Genomic DNA, 13104 nt, shown 5'->3' with positions numbered 1-13104 from the left:
TGCGAACCAGAATTGGACTGTTGCGAACCCTCGGCTGCACCCCTTGGGATAGGTAAGCCGGATGCAGACATATCGTCCTAGAGCCGAATTGTGCGCAATGCGTGATCTTTCGAAAGCAGCTGATGGCTCGAAAATATCAGGATTTGTCGATCAAAATGCTGGATAATCCTGCCGATGATCCTCTCGACCTGGTCTTGATCAAGATGTTCGCAAGGTTCATCCATGACGATGATCGGCCGCCTCGCTAAAAATGCGCGTGCCAGATTGAGCCTTTGTGCCTCACCGAGCGAGAGCATGTCCTGTTGGATCCAGGCATCAAGGCCGCCTGCGTCTTTGATCCGCTCGTCAAGTTCCACCTTTTGGAGCACTTCCCAACATTCACTATCACTGGCTGAGGGTGCGAATAGATTTTCACGGACGGTGTCAGAGAGGATGGCGGCATCATGGAGGGAAAAGTGCACAAGCGCGCGACGTTCCTTGCCAGATAAAGGCTGGCCATCGATTAGGATCCTGTCGTTCCCCTCTGTTTCAAACCAGCCTGAAAGCTGTTTGAGAAGCGATGTCTTGCCGCAGCCGCTGGCGCCTGTGATGACGATGGGGCGTCCTGTCCGCGCGCCGAAGGTCAGGCGTTTGCCGAGGCGCCGGCCATTCGGTGCGCAAAGCGGGAGATCATTGACTTCTATTTCCGATATTGCCTTGCCGGCAGCGCTCGGCGGCTCTTCATAGTCCAGAGCTTCTGCCGGCCAATCTTGAAGTTCCTCACTGGCAGCCTCCTTACGAATCCGCGCTAGCAGGATGCGTGAGCCACTTTGAAGGGCTTCGCCTGCGGCAATCCATAAAAAGGCAGTGAAGGCAGCAGGCAGTAGGCTTTCTGCGCGCAGTCCGTCAAACCATGCCGATGCCAGAACGCTGAAGGCGGCAAGAGGGCCTAGTGCCCCGGTCATGAGATCGAGCACTGCCAGCTGGCGACGCAAATTGAGCATCTGCTGTTCGCTTGCGACAAGATCGATGGACGCATCACCCAGCACGGCGCCCCAGACGCCTTCTGCTCGCAGGGCCGCAATAGAGCCAAGACAGGCGCCGAGCTCGCGACCCGCTCTGCGATGGAGCTTGCGTGACAGATGCCAAATCGCCGCACTGTGCGGCAGCAAAGCGAAGGCATAAAAAAGCGCCGTAGCGGCGATCGGTATAATCGCCAAAAGTGCTGCCGGTGCGATGAAGGCCGTTATGACGCAAAGCGCGATGAACCCAACGATCATGACCGTAAAGGGAAGATTTATGCGCAGCCGCGCATAATCCAAATCTTCAACATCGTCGATGAAGTCGGCCAGCTTGTCCTGATCGCCTAACTGCCATCCGAGTCGTCGGACAGCAGGCGAAAATGCCATGCCGGCAAACAAGCTCGTTCTGCGCTCAACTTGATCAAGCAGAGCAGCTTTATGACCGGAAACGCGCTCTCCATACTTTGTTGTCGTGCGCAGGATGGCAAAGAGCCGGATGAGCGCTGCTGGAATATGGAAGTTGAAGCTATAGGCTGCGCCGGCTGAGCCGGCGAGCGCGACGCTTCCCAACAGCCACACCGATGTGCCCGTCAGAGAGATCGTCGATGCAAAGGCAAGGAGTGTGAAGAGCATGGTCAAGCGCCACAGTCCGCCTGTGCCAGATGGTTGCTTATCTTGCTCCACAACAGGTTCCTTTGAGGTCGAAGCCGTCATAGCGTGTTTTCCTTCACCGGCACGTCGCTTTGTTCAAGATCTATGACTTGTGAAGCCATAGCTGCCAGTTGCCGATCGTGTGTGGCAACCACAACCAGACGCTCTCGTGCGCTGTCCGCCAGCGCGAGCCTGACGCGTTCGGCATTACAGGGATCAAGTTTTGCAGTCGGCTCGTCTGCAAAAATGTTACGATCAGATAACAGGCTTCGGGCAACGGAAAGCCGTAGTCTCTGTCCGCCGGAGAGATTAAGTCCTCCCGCCTCGATCCTGCTGTTAAGGCCCTCCGGGAGACTTGCATCATCGAGGAGGCCAACGCGGCTGGCAACCAGCAGGAGCCGTGTGGGACACACTTTCCCGCGATTCCAACCGATAGCTGATGCCAGCGTGCCCGCAGAAATATAAGTGTCTGTCGATAGCCAATCGACGGACTGTGGGTACGTCTCATTCCCACCTTCAAGACCGCACAAATGGCGAAGCAAGGTCGATTTGCCGATGCCACTGCGGCCAACGATGGCAACGAGGCCCTTCGGCGGTAGTTTCAGGGTCATGCTCGAAATGGACATGGATGAAACCGATGGCCTTTGCGCATCGGTCTCGAAAAGCAGCTTATCGAGGGTTTGCGCTGCGGCATGTCCCTCTGCCTTGGTGTGATACTGTTCCGCATAGCGGCGAAAAGGCGCAAAGAATTCCGGTGCCAGCATCAGGATCATCAGACTCTGCCATAGTGCGATATCAGAAAAACCGGGAAGAGCGATCAGTTTCAAATGCCCAAGGCCGAGGAACACCGCCAGCACTGCAATGGAGAGAGAGGCGAAGAAGTCGATCACGCCGGCATTCAAGAACGCTATCTTGAGAACGGCAACAGTGCTGTTGGCATAGGCTCCCATGCGCGCGTCAAGGCTTTCGCTTTGCCGCTTCAGCCCGTGGGAAGCGACAATGGTCGGTAAGGTCCGGACGCGGTCCTCGAACTGCGCAGCTAACCGGCCCAATGCCTTTTCCTGCTGAGACGCTCTGGCATGAATGACGCTGCCGAACAAAATAAAAAACGCAATCAGGACCGGACTTGCCAGACACAGCAAGAGAGCAGCTTGCCATGAGAATGGGGCGATGACGACCGCGGCGGCCAGCGGGCCGACAAAAAGCATGATCGATGCAAGCTTATTGCCCACCGCAAGCGCTGCAATAGCGCGCGGATGACGTTGCAGTGCTGTAATCAACGCTCCTGAGGGGATGGCCTGGAGAGCGCCAAGCGGGAGTCGCTCAAGCTGCTCGAACGTATTTTTCCAGATTTTCTCGGCGACGATCATTTCTGCTTCGGCCTGACGCCGCTCTGCGAAGAAGCCGATGACAAGAAGTAGCAGAAGGCTCGCGGCGCAGGCTGCTATGCCGCCAGGCGATAGCTTCGACATTTCGATCATGCAGCCAGTGACTACTGAAAGCGAGGCCGCAAGGCCGAGCCGCGCTAAGTGCCGGGCTGTGTGAAGCGCCGTTAAAGACCGCAAGAGCGGGACTGCGGCGTCTTGGGCAAAGGCGAGCATGCAACTTGATGGTCTCGGATTCGGAATTTTGCGATCTGATCTGGTCATGGTGATCCTATGCCATGTTCGCGACGAACAGCATTTGACCTGGATCAAGGACCCGACCGGGTGTTGCTCCTACACAGGCTTCATTGAAAGGAGCCAGTCATGGTCGATCCATTACTTGTTGAACTGTCGCGTCTCCAATTTGCGCTGACGGCTATGTATCATTTTCTCTTTGTGCCGCTCACGCTCGGCCTTTCCATCATGATCGCCATGATGGAAACCGTTTATGTCATGACGGGACGCGTCATCTGGCGCGAAATGACGAAATTTTGGGGCTTGCTGTTCGGCATCAACTTCGCGCTTGGCGTTGCCACCGGGATCACCATGGAGTTCCAGTTCGGGATGAACTGGGCTTATTATTCCCATTATGTCGGGGACGTTTTCGGTGCGCCGCTCGCCATTGAGGGGCTGATGGCGTTTTTCCTCGAGGCGACCTTTGTCGGCCTCTTCTTCTTCGGTTGGGAAAAGTTGTCGCCCCGTGCCCACCTTGTCGTGACATGGTTGACGGCGCTCGGCACCAATTTCTCAGCCTTGTGGATCCTGATTGCCAACGGATGGATGCAGAATCCGGTCGGCTCCTCCTTCAACCCCGATACGATGCGTATGGAAGTAACGAACTTTGCGGCGGTAATTTTCAATCCGGTCGCCCAAGCGAAGTTCGTCCATACCGTTTCGGCAGGCTATGTCTGCGGGGCAGCCTTCGTTCTTGGTATTTCAGCTTTCTATCTTCTCCGCGGACGGCATGTCGAACTTGCCAAGCGGTCTTTCGTCATCGCCGCGGCTTTTGGTGTTGCGTCCTCCTTGTCCGTGATCGTGCTTGGAGATGAAAGCGGATATGAAATCACCGACAACCAGAAAATGAAGCTCGCTGCCATGGAAGCCATGTGGGAAACCGAGCCAGCCCCAGCCTCGTTCACGGCCATCGGCCTTCCCGACATGGAGAGCAAGACAACCAAATATTCGATCCAGATCCCTTGGGTCATGGGACTGATTGGTACGCGCTCGTTTGAACAGCAGATCCCTGGTGTCTTCGATCTCGTCAAAAAGGCGGAAGGCCGCATCCGCAATGGTCTCATTGCTTACGATGCGCTGGAAGCGATTAAGGCGGACCGCAACAATGCGGAGGCACGGATTCGGTTCAATACTGCGCAAAGCGACCTTGGCTATGCGCTGCTGTTGAAGCGCTACATCGAAGATCCGCGTCGAGCGACGGAGGCGCAAATCAAAGAGGCTGCCTGGTCTACCGTTCCGACGGTGCCTGCGATCTTCTTCACTTTTCGTCTGATGGTTCTCTGCGGTTTCTTGCTGCTTGCGGTTTTCCTCGTCGCGCTGTGGTTCACGACAAGGGAGCGGCAGGCACCACGCTGGCTTTTTCAAATTGCGCTTTTGGCGATGCCGCTTCCCTGGCTTGGCGTAGAGTTCGGATGGTTCGTTGCCGAGTTCGGCCGGCAGCCCTGGATCATCGAGGGCGTTCTGCCGACATTCCTGGCGACATCTTCGCTCGGCGTGACGGATCTGTTGATTACGATCCTGGGCTTCACGCTTGTCTACGGAGCGCTCGCCGTCGTTGAAGTTAAACTCATGCTTCAGGCGATCAGCCATGGTCCGTCAGGCCTTCATCAAGAGCCTGAAGGCATGAGCATCAGCCTCGTTCCTGCCGAATAATTCCGAAGAGGGATGAATGAAATGATCGATTTTCTTTTTGACTATGCGACGCTGAGGTTGATCTGGTGGGTGCTGCTCGGTGTCCTTCTCATTGGCTTTGCTGTCATGGACGGTTTTGACATGGGCGTCGGCGCGTTGTTGCCATTCGTCGCTAAGACCGACATGGAGCGGCGGGTCGCGATCAACACAGTAGGTCCTGTCTGGGAAGGCAACCAGGTATGGTTCATCCTTGGCGGCGGCGCTATTTTTGCGGCTTGGCCGGCGCTCTACGCGCTGAGCTTTTCGGGCTTTTACCTCGCCATGTTCCTTGTTCTCTTTGCGCTTATCCTAAGGCCAGTCGGCTTTAAGTATCGCTCCAAGCGGGAAAGTGCGCGCTGGCGTTCGAATTGGGACCTTGCGCTTTTCGTGGGCGGCGCGATACCCGCCCTTATCTTTGGCGTTGCTGTTGGGAATGCACTGCTTGGTGTACCCTTCCACTTCACGAACGATCTACGCCCCATTTATGAGGGCAATCTTTTCGGGCTCCTCAATCCTGCAGCGCTCTTCTGCGGCCTTGTGTCCCTCACAATGCTTTTAATGCACGGAGCTGCATGGCTTGCTTTTAAGGCCGATGGTGTCGTTGCGGACCGGGCGGCCCTTGTCGGTCAGAAGATCTCGGTTCTTGCTGCTTTGCTCTTTGCTCTTGGCGGTGTGCTGGTCAAGATGGGCTTTCTTGGCGGCTATGAAGTTACGAGCGACATTGTCTGGGACGGCCCGTCTAACCCAGTGGGCAAAATGGTGAGCGCAAATGCCGGTGCTTGGATGCAAAATTTCCACCATTATCCGGTGCTGTGGATCGTGCCCGCCCTTGGCGTCATCCTGCCTCTTTTCGTATCAGTCGGGTTCCGCATGAGGAAGGAGGGGCTGACCTTCATCGTCTCCCAGCTGTCAGTCGCCTGCATCATCGGTACGGTCGGCCTTTCGATGTTTCCAGTTCTCCTGCCTTCCAGCAGCAATCCAGGACACTCGCTCATGATCTTTGACGCATCGTCGAGCCGCGCGACGCTACGCAACATGCTGGTTGCCACCGTGATCTTTCTGCCGATGATCCTTGCTTATACGGCCTGGGTTTACCGTGTGCTTTGGGGGAAAGTCGGTGAAGAGGACATCAGCAAGGCGGGGCACTCTGCCTATTAATCGAAGCGAAGCACAAAGCGATGATGGCTGCCCGATGCTTTCTGTCGGGTCAGTAGATGGGAAAGGATGAAAATCGATGTGGTATTTTTCTTGGATATTGGGACTTGGCCTTGCTGCGGCCGCCGGCATACTCAACGCCCTCTGGTACGAATTGCGCACGATGCGGCAGCAAGAGGAGGTTCGCCCGCCAACTTTGCCGACGCCATAATTTACGCCAGCACCTTTGGTCCGAGGCGCAATCCCCGGCTAGGCGAAAACTGGCTCCGGCTTGGCGGTGAAGACGTAGCCGACACCGCGCACCGATTTGATGAGCTGCGGCTTGCTGGGGTTCGCCTCGATCTTTTTCCGCAGGCGCACGATTTGTGAATCAATCGTTCTGTCAAAAGCTTCGAGCGTGCGATTACGGGTGAGATCCATCAGAAGGTCTCGAGATAGAACGCGGCCAGCATGCGCCACAAAGACATCAAGCATGTCGAACTCGCCGGTCGTCAGCTCGATCTCGATACCCTCGCCGTTCACCAGTTGGCGACGGGCTTTGTCCAGCCGCCATCCATCGAAGGTCACAACTTCCGGTGCGCTTGACGAGGCTGAAGGTCCGGAGGGTCGACGACGCAGGATGGTCTTGATCCGAGCATAGACCTCGCGCAAGTGAAAAGGCTTTGCGATGTAGTCATCGGCTCCAAATTCAAGGCCAACGACCCGATCGACGACATCGTCGCGGCCGGTGAGCATGATGACAGGAATGTCTGATGTCGACCTTAACTCGCGCAGGATATCAAGGCCATCCTGGCCCGGCAGCACCAGATCGAGCAGAATCATGTCGAATCTCTGCCGCGACAGCTTGGCGTGCATATCCTTCCCGTCGTCAGCGCATGTGACGCGACAGCCTTCGCCCTCAAGATAGCGAAAGAGCATCTGCTGGATGCGCGCATCATCGTCCACCACGAGGATATGCGTTGCTTGATTTGGTCCGTTTGATCCCAATTCTCATCCCCGACGTGCAGGCTGTTACAATCTGTCACAAACGCGCACCATCTTTGACGTGCGCAGCATTCCCACGTCACGTCGGTCTCGTCAATTGCGTCCATAGGACATATGAAGGACCGTGAATATGCTCGCAATCGATCTTCGTTCTGCTGCCAAATCTATACAGGAAGCCAAACTCGCAGCCGAAACATCAACATTGGCGTCCCTTTTCCAACGCCAGTCGGTCGAATATGCCGCATCCGGTCAGATCGTCTTTTTTCAAGGCGATCCTGCAAAACATGTTTTTACGGTCCTGCGTGGCACGTTAAGAATTTGTCGCATGCTGCCCGATGGCCGTCGCGTCATTAGCGGTTTTCTGCGCACCGGCGATATTGTGGGGATCTCTTTCAAAAGGCATTACGTCTACAGCGCCGAAGCCATCGGCGAAGTCGTATTCCGCCGCATGCCTCGCCGCGACTTTGATGAGGAGCTTGCGCTTTCGTCGCATCTTCATACGGAAATGGTCGCGCATCTGCGCGATGAGCTGGCCGCTGCACAAAATCAGATGGTGCTTTTATCTTGCAAGACGGCCGAACAACGCCTCTGCAGCTTTCTTCTTCAGGAGCTCAAGGCCTCCCGAAAGGAAGCCGCTGGCAATCTGATCCAATTGCCCATGAGCAGGCTGGATATCGCTGATTATCTCGGCCTTACGATCGAAACGGTATCGCGAACCATCACAAAGCTTTCACTCAAGAAAATCATCGCTTGCCGCGGACGTCACGGCATGAGCGTTCTTCAAGAACCCGCTCTTAAAGCCCATGCCGGCGATGGTGATGAGATTGACGAGATCGGTTTCTCAACAAGCTCCGCAAAGTGCCGTCATTGAAGACACAGCACGGCGTTTTGCGGATATTCACCGCTAATCTTGTGCGGCCCACGCCAGGGTGGGCCGCTTTTGACGAGCGCGCTGTATCTTCCGAGGGATGCATTGACGCGCCGCCATGGTGATTGTCCATCAGGCGTCACGACAATCCTGAAAGATTTTCACCTCACGCTGTCGTTCAAGCAGCGGTCTTTTCGCTCGAAATCTTCAGCGGTTCTGTCTGGCGATCCGCAAGAGCCTGATGCTTGTTGATTTCGATCCGACGCGGCTTCATTTCCTCGGGAATTTCGCGCTTCAGATCAATCGTCAGCAACCCATCAACGAGGTTCGCGCCGACAACTTTGACATGGTCGGCAAGCTCGAAGCGGCGCTGGAAGGAACGGCCCGATATGCCGCGATGCAGATATTGGCCGCCTTCATCCTGAGGGCGTTCACCCTGTACCACGAGCAGGTTCTGCTCCTGAGTCAAGCTCAGTTGATTTGCGGAAAACCCAGCAACAGCCATCGAGATTCGATAGCGATCATCGCCATCCTTGACGATATCGTAGGGTGGCCAGTTATCGATCGTATCGATGCGGCTTGCCGATTCCAAGGCACTCAACATGCGGTCAAAGCCGATGCTGGAGCGGAACAGCGGGGTGAAATCAAAATTTGTCCTCATAGCCATATCCTCAGTTAAGCAACATGGAAAGGAAGACGCCAAGAGCGCTTGGCGTCCTTGGTTCCGGCCCCACTTGGCGACCGGTACTCATCAGATAATTTTGCGATTTCTCTCGTTCAAGAGGCGCTAAAAATCGTGTTGCGATTTTTTCTAGGTTCATTCCGGCGGCAAGGTGCCAAACCAAGCGACCAAGCCGATGACAAAGCCTGCAATCAGTATTTCGGTCAGTGTGCCGAAGATCAGCGCCCGCTTCGCCCAGTTTTGCTCGACCATCTTAGCCACGAAGACATAGCGATTGGCAACCGCGAGACCGACCATCATCAAGACCAATGCGATCTTGAGGCAAAGCAGCAGCTGATATTGGCTGCTCCAGCGCAAGGGGAGGAAGCCTAGGACCAGAAATAGATTGATGACCCCCGTTGCGAGGACCAGCGCCACTGCGAAATGTCCGGCAGTCGAAAAGCGCGTCAGCGCCGTCTTTGCGGCGTGGTCGGAGCCACGGGTAGTCCGCAAAATGATGAAAACAGGCAAAAGCGAGCCAATCCAAGCACCGCCCGATAAAACATGCAGAACATCATTTGCCTGATGCGCAATTGCGATCCAGCCGTCATTCATAACGGCATGGCCCGTCAGCGAGAGGCTGATCAGCATCGAAGCGCTGCCGAAGGCTGTAACATAGATCTGTCTTGAAGCAGAAAGACGCAAAGAAACAAGCAACAAAGCCAATGCGAAAATTTGAAGAAGGAAGGCGGGACCCAGATTGGTGTCGGTGAGGACATCCCAGAGCATGTCCGGTCGAAGACCGTCGCCCCATCCACCACCGATATTGGCGGCCTGGGAGGCAAGCCCCGCCAATGTCGCGAAGATCAGGATTGGCAGAGCAACTGTGCGGACTTTCGAAAGGTGTGTCCATACCCGTCGCGACAAGTCATTGGGGACGAGGACCGACAGATAAGCCGCCGCGCCCCATAAAAAGAGAGCTGCCGCCGCGAAGAGCCAGCGGCAGCCGATAATAGCGGTCTCAGGACCGATCACGGCTTAACGGTGAAACTATAGCTGCCGTTTGTCTTATGCCCGTCTTTGGACAAGACATGCCATTCGATGGTATATTGCCCAGCCGGAAGTTTCTCATTGACCGGAGCCATCAACATTTTGTCGTCTTCCATGAGCATGGGCTCGCCGAGCTTGACGTCCTTGCTATCGGGACCGGTAAGCTTGATGCCGCTGAACTTCATGTTGATCGCCTCGCTGAAGCTGAGATCGATTTCTTCAGGTGAGCTGACCGTTTCCTTATCTGCCGGCATTGCAGCCTTTAGATGGGCATGAGCAAAGGCTTGGCCAGCAAGCGATAGGATAAAGCCGGTGACGACAAGCATGATGCGAAATGACTTTGACATCGCAGAACTTTCTATGAGTTAAAGGAAAGAGCGTCGATTGCCGCGCGAATGACCCATCCAAGATATCTGTTGCGGACGGGTAGGACCGAATGCAGAGCGAAACATCGACGTGAAAACGGCTTCAATACCCCTGAAGAGGCATCGGCGGGGCGCGAGGCCCTTTATGTGAAACAAGAAAACGCCCATCGCTTTGCCTGATCTCGGAAGAGAGCTTTTCCGAAACCGGCGGGCGGCCATAAAGTTCGCCGAATTCTGGAGGCGAGGGCAGCAGCGTCCCCGCCGCAATGCGGCATGCCTCGCATTTGTACAATCCCGAACCATCATGGCTATGCTGATGGTCGTGGATCTTTTCGGATCCGGTGATGCAAAGGCTCGGGACCGTGCCGTCCGGCAGGGAGATTTGCGTTGCTTCGGTCCCGGCGAATGCGGGCGGCTGATGGCCTAAGCCGAGCAACACCAACGCAAGGACGCACAGAAGCCGCGTTGCCCAGCGTGTTGCCATGCTTGAGAGATGCGTCAAAACCAAGCTCCCTTCCATCGCGTCACTGGTAGCTGGAATTGAACAGGGCCTCAATGCGTCATTTGTACCTGTTCATCATTGATTGATCGCGAAGATGTCTCGCCAGCGTTGACGGGGATTGCCTAACATCTAATTTAGGGGGTCTGGCTGCCCTATCTCCGGCAGCCGCGCCAACTGTAAGAAGGATGAGCGGCATGGCGAGAAAACGCCCCGAAGGAATAGAAACATACAAGGGGCCGGCCGGTGGCTGGGGCGCTCTCAAGGCCGTTGCCAAGACGCTTGCTCATCAGCAGATCGTGGCGCAGGGCAGTGCGACGCTGAGCAAAGCTAATCAGCCCGAAGGTTTTGATTGTCCCGGCTGCGCATGGCCTGATCCCCGCCACACATCCTCTTTCGAATTTTGTGAAAATGGCGCGAAGGCGATTACGTGGGAATCGACAGCAAAGCGCGTTCCGCCCAGCTTTTTTGAAGAACATCCCGTTTCAGAATTATGGACCTGGACCGACCATGCGCTTGAAGATGCAGGACGGCTGACGCATCCAATGCTCTATAATAAGCAGCGGGATCGTTACGAGGCAATTGACTGGGGCGACGCGTTCGGCCTCATTGGAGAAGAGCTCAACAAGCTCCAAAATCCGGATGAAGCGGAGTTCTATACATCTGGGCGTGCTTCCAATGAGGCAGCATTCCTCTATCAGCTTTTTGTACGGGCCTACGGCACGAACAATTTCCCTGACTGCTCGAACATGTGCCACGAGGCAACCAGCGTCGGTCTGCCAAAGTCTATCGGTGTTGGCAAAGGCACAGTGACGCTGGAGGATTTCGACCATACAGATGCGATCTTCAGCTTTGGGCATAACCCCGGGACAAACCATCCGCGCATGATGACCACTTTGCATGAGGCATCGCGCCGCGGCGTGCCGATCATTGTCTTCAATCCGCTGCGCGAGCGAGCGCTGGAGCGCTTTGCCGCCCCGCAAGACCCCATCGAGATGGCGACCCTTTCGTCAACGGCAATTGCGTCGGCCTATCACCAGGTCAAGCCCGGCGGAGATCTCGCTGTCTTGAAAGGCTTGATGAAAATTCTCTTCGAGCGGGATGATGCCGCGAAGGTGGCGGGTGAGCCGCCCGTCCTCGATCATACGTTCATTGCAGAACATACTATTGGGTTGGACGAGCTGCGCAGCGATATCGATGCCGCCTCTTGGAATGACATCTGCACGATATCAGGTCTGACGCGTGAGGCACTCGAAAGCGTTGCAGATATTTATATCAAGTCTGAAAGGGTCATCTTCTGCTACGGCATGGGCATTACCCAGCACAGCCGCGGCACCGAGAATGTCCAACAACTGGCCAATCTCCTGCTGTTGAGAGGCAATATGGGCCGGCAGGGCGCGGGGATTTGCCCATTGCGAGGCCATTCTAATGTTCAGGGCGATCGTACCGTCGGAATCACCGAGGTGCCTGGCGATTCTCTCAACCAAGGCATCGAGCGAGCGTTCGGCTTTCATCCGCCCAAGCACAAAGGCCACAACGCTGTTGAAGCCATTGAGGCGATGGTGGAGGGTCGCTCAAAAGCTTTGATTGCCTTGGGTGGCAATCTTCCCGTTGCCATGCCCGATCAGCAGGCCAGCTTCGCCGGCATGCGCAATCTCGATCTCGCCGTGCATATTGCCACCAAGCTTAATCGCTCGCATCTGCTGCTCGCCAAGACCTCTATCATTCTTCCTTGTCTTGGCAGAACAGACCTCGATATGCAGGAATCCGGGCCTCAGTCCGTCACTGTCGAAGACTCCATGTCGATGGTTCATGCCTCGCGCGGCTTTTTGAAGCCGCCCAGCTCAGCCCTTCGGTCCGAACCTGCCATTATTGCTGGCATTGCGAAAGCCACGCTCGGTGAACGCCACGGCATCGATTGGGATGGCATGATCGCTGACTACGATCGCATTCGCGAAAAGATTGAGGCAGTCTTTCCCATCTTTCACGATTTCAATCACCGGGTTCGCCAAAAAGGTGGGTTCCGGCTTCATATCGGTGCCTCTGAAAGACAATGGAACACGGAAAGCGGAAAGGCGACCTTCATTCCTGCGGCCGGCCTTCGCGAGGACCCGGCGCTTACGTCAGGAGAGGCCCTCGTGCTGACGACACTGCGCAGCCACGATCAATATAACACCACTATCTACGGCTTCGATGACCGCTATCGCGGCGTCTTCGGCCGGCGCGACGTTGTTTTCATGAACCGGCGAGATATGGAGGCAAGGGGGCTTGAAGAAGGCACATTGATCGACCTCGAAAGTGTACATGAGGTGCGCGGCTCGACCCGCATCGTGCGCGGCTTTACGGTCGTTGAATACGATATTCCCGCAGGCGCAGTCGCCGGATATTACCCGGAGCTGAACGCCGTGATAGCACTTTCCGACTATGACCGAAATTCCGGCACGCCCGCCTACAAGGGCGCTCCGGTCAAGATTAGCCGCTCAGCAGCTGCTGTTGCCTGACAGGATATCGAACCGATCCTCCATTTTTCAGCAAGGGTAT

General features: G+C 55.7%; 12 protein-coding genes. 5 read left to right on the top strand and 7 right to left on the bottom strand.

Annotated features, from left to right (window positions below; genetic code table 11):
- Positions 1-77: 77 nt before the first annotated feature.
- A complete protein-coding gene (locus VQ830_RS20985) occupies positions 78-1715 on the bottom strand; it encodes an ATP-binding cassette domain-containing protein (protein WP_337270099.1) in 1638 nt (545 codons plus the stop codon).
- Positions 1712-3124, bottom strand: coding sequence for an ATP-binding cassette domain-containing protein (locus VQ830_RS20980; protein WP_337270098.1), 1413 nt, complete (start codon positions 3122-3124; stop codon positions 1712-1714). The genes VQ830_RS20985 and VQ830_RS20980 overlap by 4 nt, the downstream gene beginning before the upstream one ends.
- Positions 3125-3400: 276 nt before the next feature.
- On the opposite strand from VQ830_RS20980, the gene VQ830_RS20975 reads away from it, so the two are divergent.
- The 3 genes from VQ830_RS20975 (at position 3401) to cydX (ending at position 6347) form a co-directional block, all read left to right on the top strand.
- A complete protein-coding gene (locus tag VQ830_RS20975; protein ID WP_337270097.1) occupies positions 3401-4963 on the top strand; it encodes a cytochrome ubiquinol oxidase subunit I in 1563 nt (520 codons plus the stop codon).
- Between the two features lie 21 nt (positions 4964-4984).
- Entirely contained in the window at positions 4985-6139 is a 1155-nt protein-coding gene (gene cydB / locus VQ830_RS20970) for a cytochrome d ubiquinol oxidase subunit II (RefSeq protein WP_337270096.1), read from the top strand.
- Between the two features lie 76 nt (positions 6140-6215).
- Complete coding sequence (gene cydX / locus VQ830_RS20965; protein ID WP_337270095.1) at positions 6216-6347, top strand: cytochrome bd-I oxidase subunit CydX; 132 nt, start codon at positions 6216-6218, stop codon at positions 6345-6347.
- A 38-nt stretch (positions 6348-6385) separates the two neighbouring features.
- On the opposite strand, the gene VQ830_RS20960 is transcribed toward cydX, so the two are convergent.
- Entirely contained in the window at positions 6386-7123 is a 738-nt protein-coding gene (locus VQ830_RS20960; RefSeq protein ID WP_337270094.1) for a response regulator, read from the bottom strand.
- 127 nt (positions 7124-7250) lie between these two features.
- On the opposite strand from VQ830_RS20960, the gene VQ830_RS20955 reads away from it, so the two are divergent.
- Positions 7251-7991 carry a Crp/Fnr family transcriptional regulator gene (locus VQ830_RS20955; RefSeq protein WP_337270134.1) on the top strand — a complete coding sequence of 247 codons (741 nt, stop codon included), beginning with the start codon at positions 7251-7253 and terminating at the stop codon, positions 7989-7991.
- 175 nt (positions 7992-8166) lie between these two features.
- Here VQ830_RS20955 and VQ830_RS20950 read toward each other — a convergent pair whose 3' ends face one another.
- The 4 genes from VQ830_RS20950 to VQ830_RS20935 form a co-directional block, all read right to left on the bottom strand.
- On the bottom strand, positions 8167-8649 hold the full coding sequence (locus VQ830_RS20950; RefSeq protein WP_337270093.1) for an Hsp20 family protein: 483 nt from the start codon (positions 8647-8649) through the stop codon (positions 8167-8169).
- A 156-nt stretch (positions 8650-8805) separates the two neighbouring features.
- Positions 8806-9684, bottom strand: coding sequence for a copper homeostasis membrane protein CopD (copD, locus tag VQ830_RS20945; RefSeq protein WP_337270092.1), 879 nt, complete (start codon positions 9682-9684; stop codon positions 8806-8808).
- The gene (gene copC, locus VQ830_RS20940; RefSeq protein WP_337270091.1) at positions 9681-10046 is read right to left on the bottom strand and encodes a copper homeostasis periplasmic binding protein CopC; all 366 of its coding nucleotides are present in this window, start codon (positions 10044-10046) and stop codon (positions 9681-9683) included. Before copC ends, copD begins: the two co-directional genes overlap by 4 nt.
- 121 nt (positions 10047-10167) lie before the next feature.
- A complete protein-coding gene (locus tag VQ830_RS20935; RefSeq protein ID WP_337270090.1) occupies positions 10168-10566 on the bottom strand; it encodes a hypothetical protein in 399 nt (132 codons plus the stop codon).
- A 194-nt stretch (positions 10567-10760) separates the two neighbouring features.
- On the opposite strand from VQ830_RS20935, the gene VQ830_RS20930 reads away from it, so the two are divergent.
- Positions 10761-13064 carry an FdhF/YdeP family oxidoreductase gene (locus tag VQ830_RS20930; RefSeq protein WP_337270089.1) on the top strand — a complete coding sequence of 768 codons (2304 nt, stop codon included), beginning with the start codon at positions 10761-10763 and terminating at the stop codon, positions 13062-13064.
- Positions 13065-13104 lie beyond the last annotated feature (40 nt).

This window comes from Oryzifoliimicrobium ureilyticum (genome assembly GCF_037199735.1).
Taxonomy (GTDB): Bacteria; Pseudomonadota; Alphaproteobacteria; order Rhizobiales; family Rhizobiaceae; genus Rhizobium; species Rhizobium ureilyticus.
Note: the sequence above shows the minus strand (reverse complement) of the source record. Positions and strands in the feature narration are given on the sequence as shown.

Bases quoted from the DNA above. Each gene is read 5' to 3' on its own strand.
- VQ830_RS20950 (WP_337270093.1), bottom strand. From the start codon at position 8,649: ATGAGGACAAATTTTGATTTCACCCCGCTGTTCCGCTCCAGCATCGGC.
- VQ830_RS20985 (WP_337270099.1), bottom strand. From the start codon at position 1,715: ATGACGGCTTCGACCTCAAAGGAACCTGTTGTGGAGCAAGATAAGCAA.
- VQ830_RS20980 (WP_337270098.1), bottom strand. From the start codon at position 3,124: ATGTCGAAGCTATCGCCTGGCGGCATAGCAGCCTGCGCCGCGAGCCTT.
- VQ830_RS20930 (WP_337270089.1), top strand. From the start codon at position 10,761: ATGGCGAGAAAACGCCCCGAAGGAATAGAAACATACAAGGGGCCGGCC.
- VQ830_RS20955 (WP_337270134.1), top strand. From the start codon at position 7,251: ATGCTCGCAATCGATCTTCGTTCTGCTGCCAAATCTATACAGGAAGCC.
- cydB (WP_337270096.1), top strand. From the start codon at position 4,985: ATGATCGATTTTCTTTTTGACTATGCGACGCTGAGGTTGATCTGGTGG.
- copC (WP_337270091.1), bottom strand. From the start codon at position 10,046: ATGTCAAAGTCATTTCGCATCATGCTTGTCGTCACCGGCTTTATCCTA.
- VQ830_RS20975 (WP_337270097.1), top strand. From the start codon at position 3,401: ATGGTCGATCCATTACTTGTTGAACTGTCGCGTCTCCAATTTGCGCTG.
- cydX (WP_337270095.1), top strand. From the start codon at position 6,216: ATGTGGTATTTTTCTTGGATATTGGGACTTGGCCTTGCTGCGGCCGCC.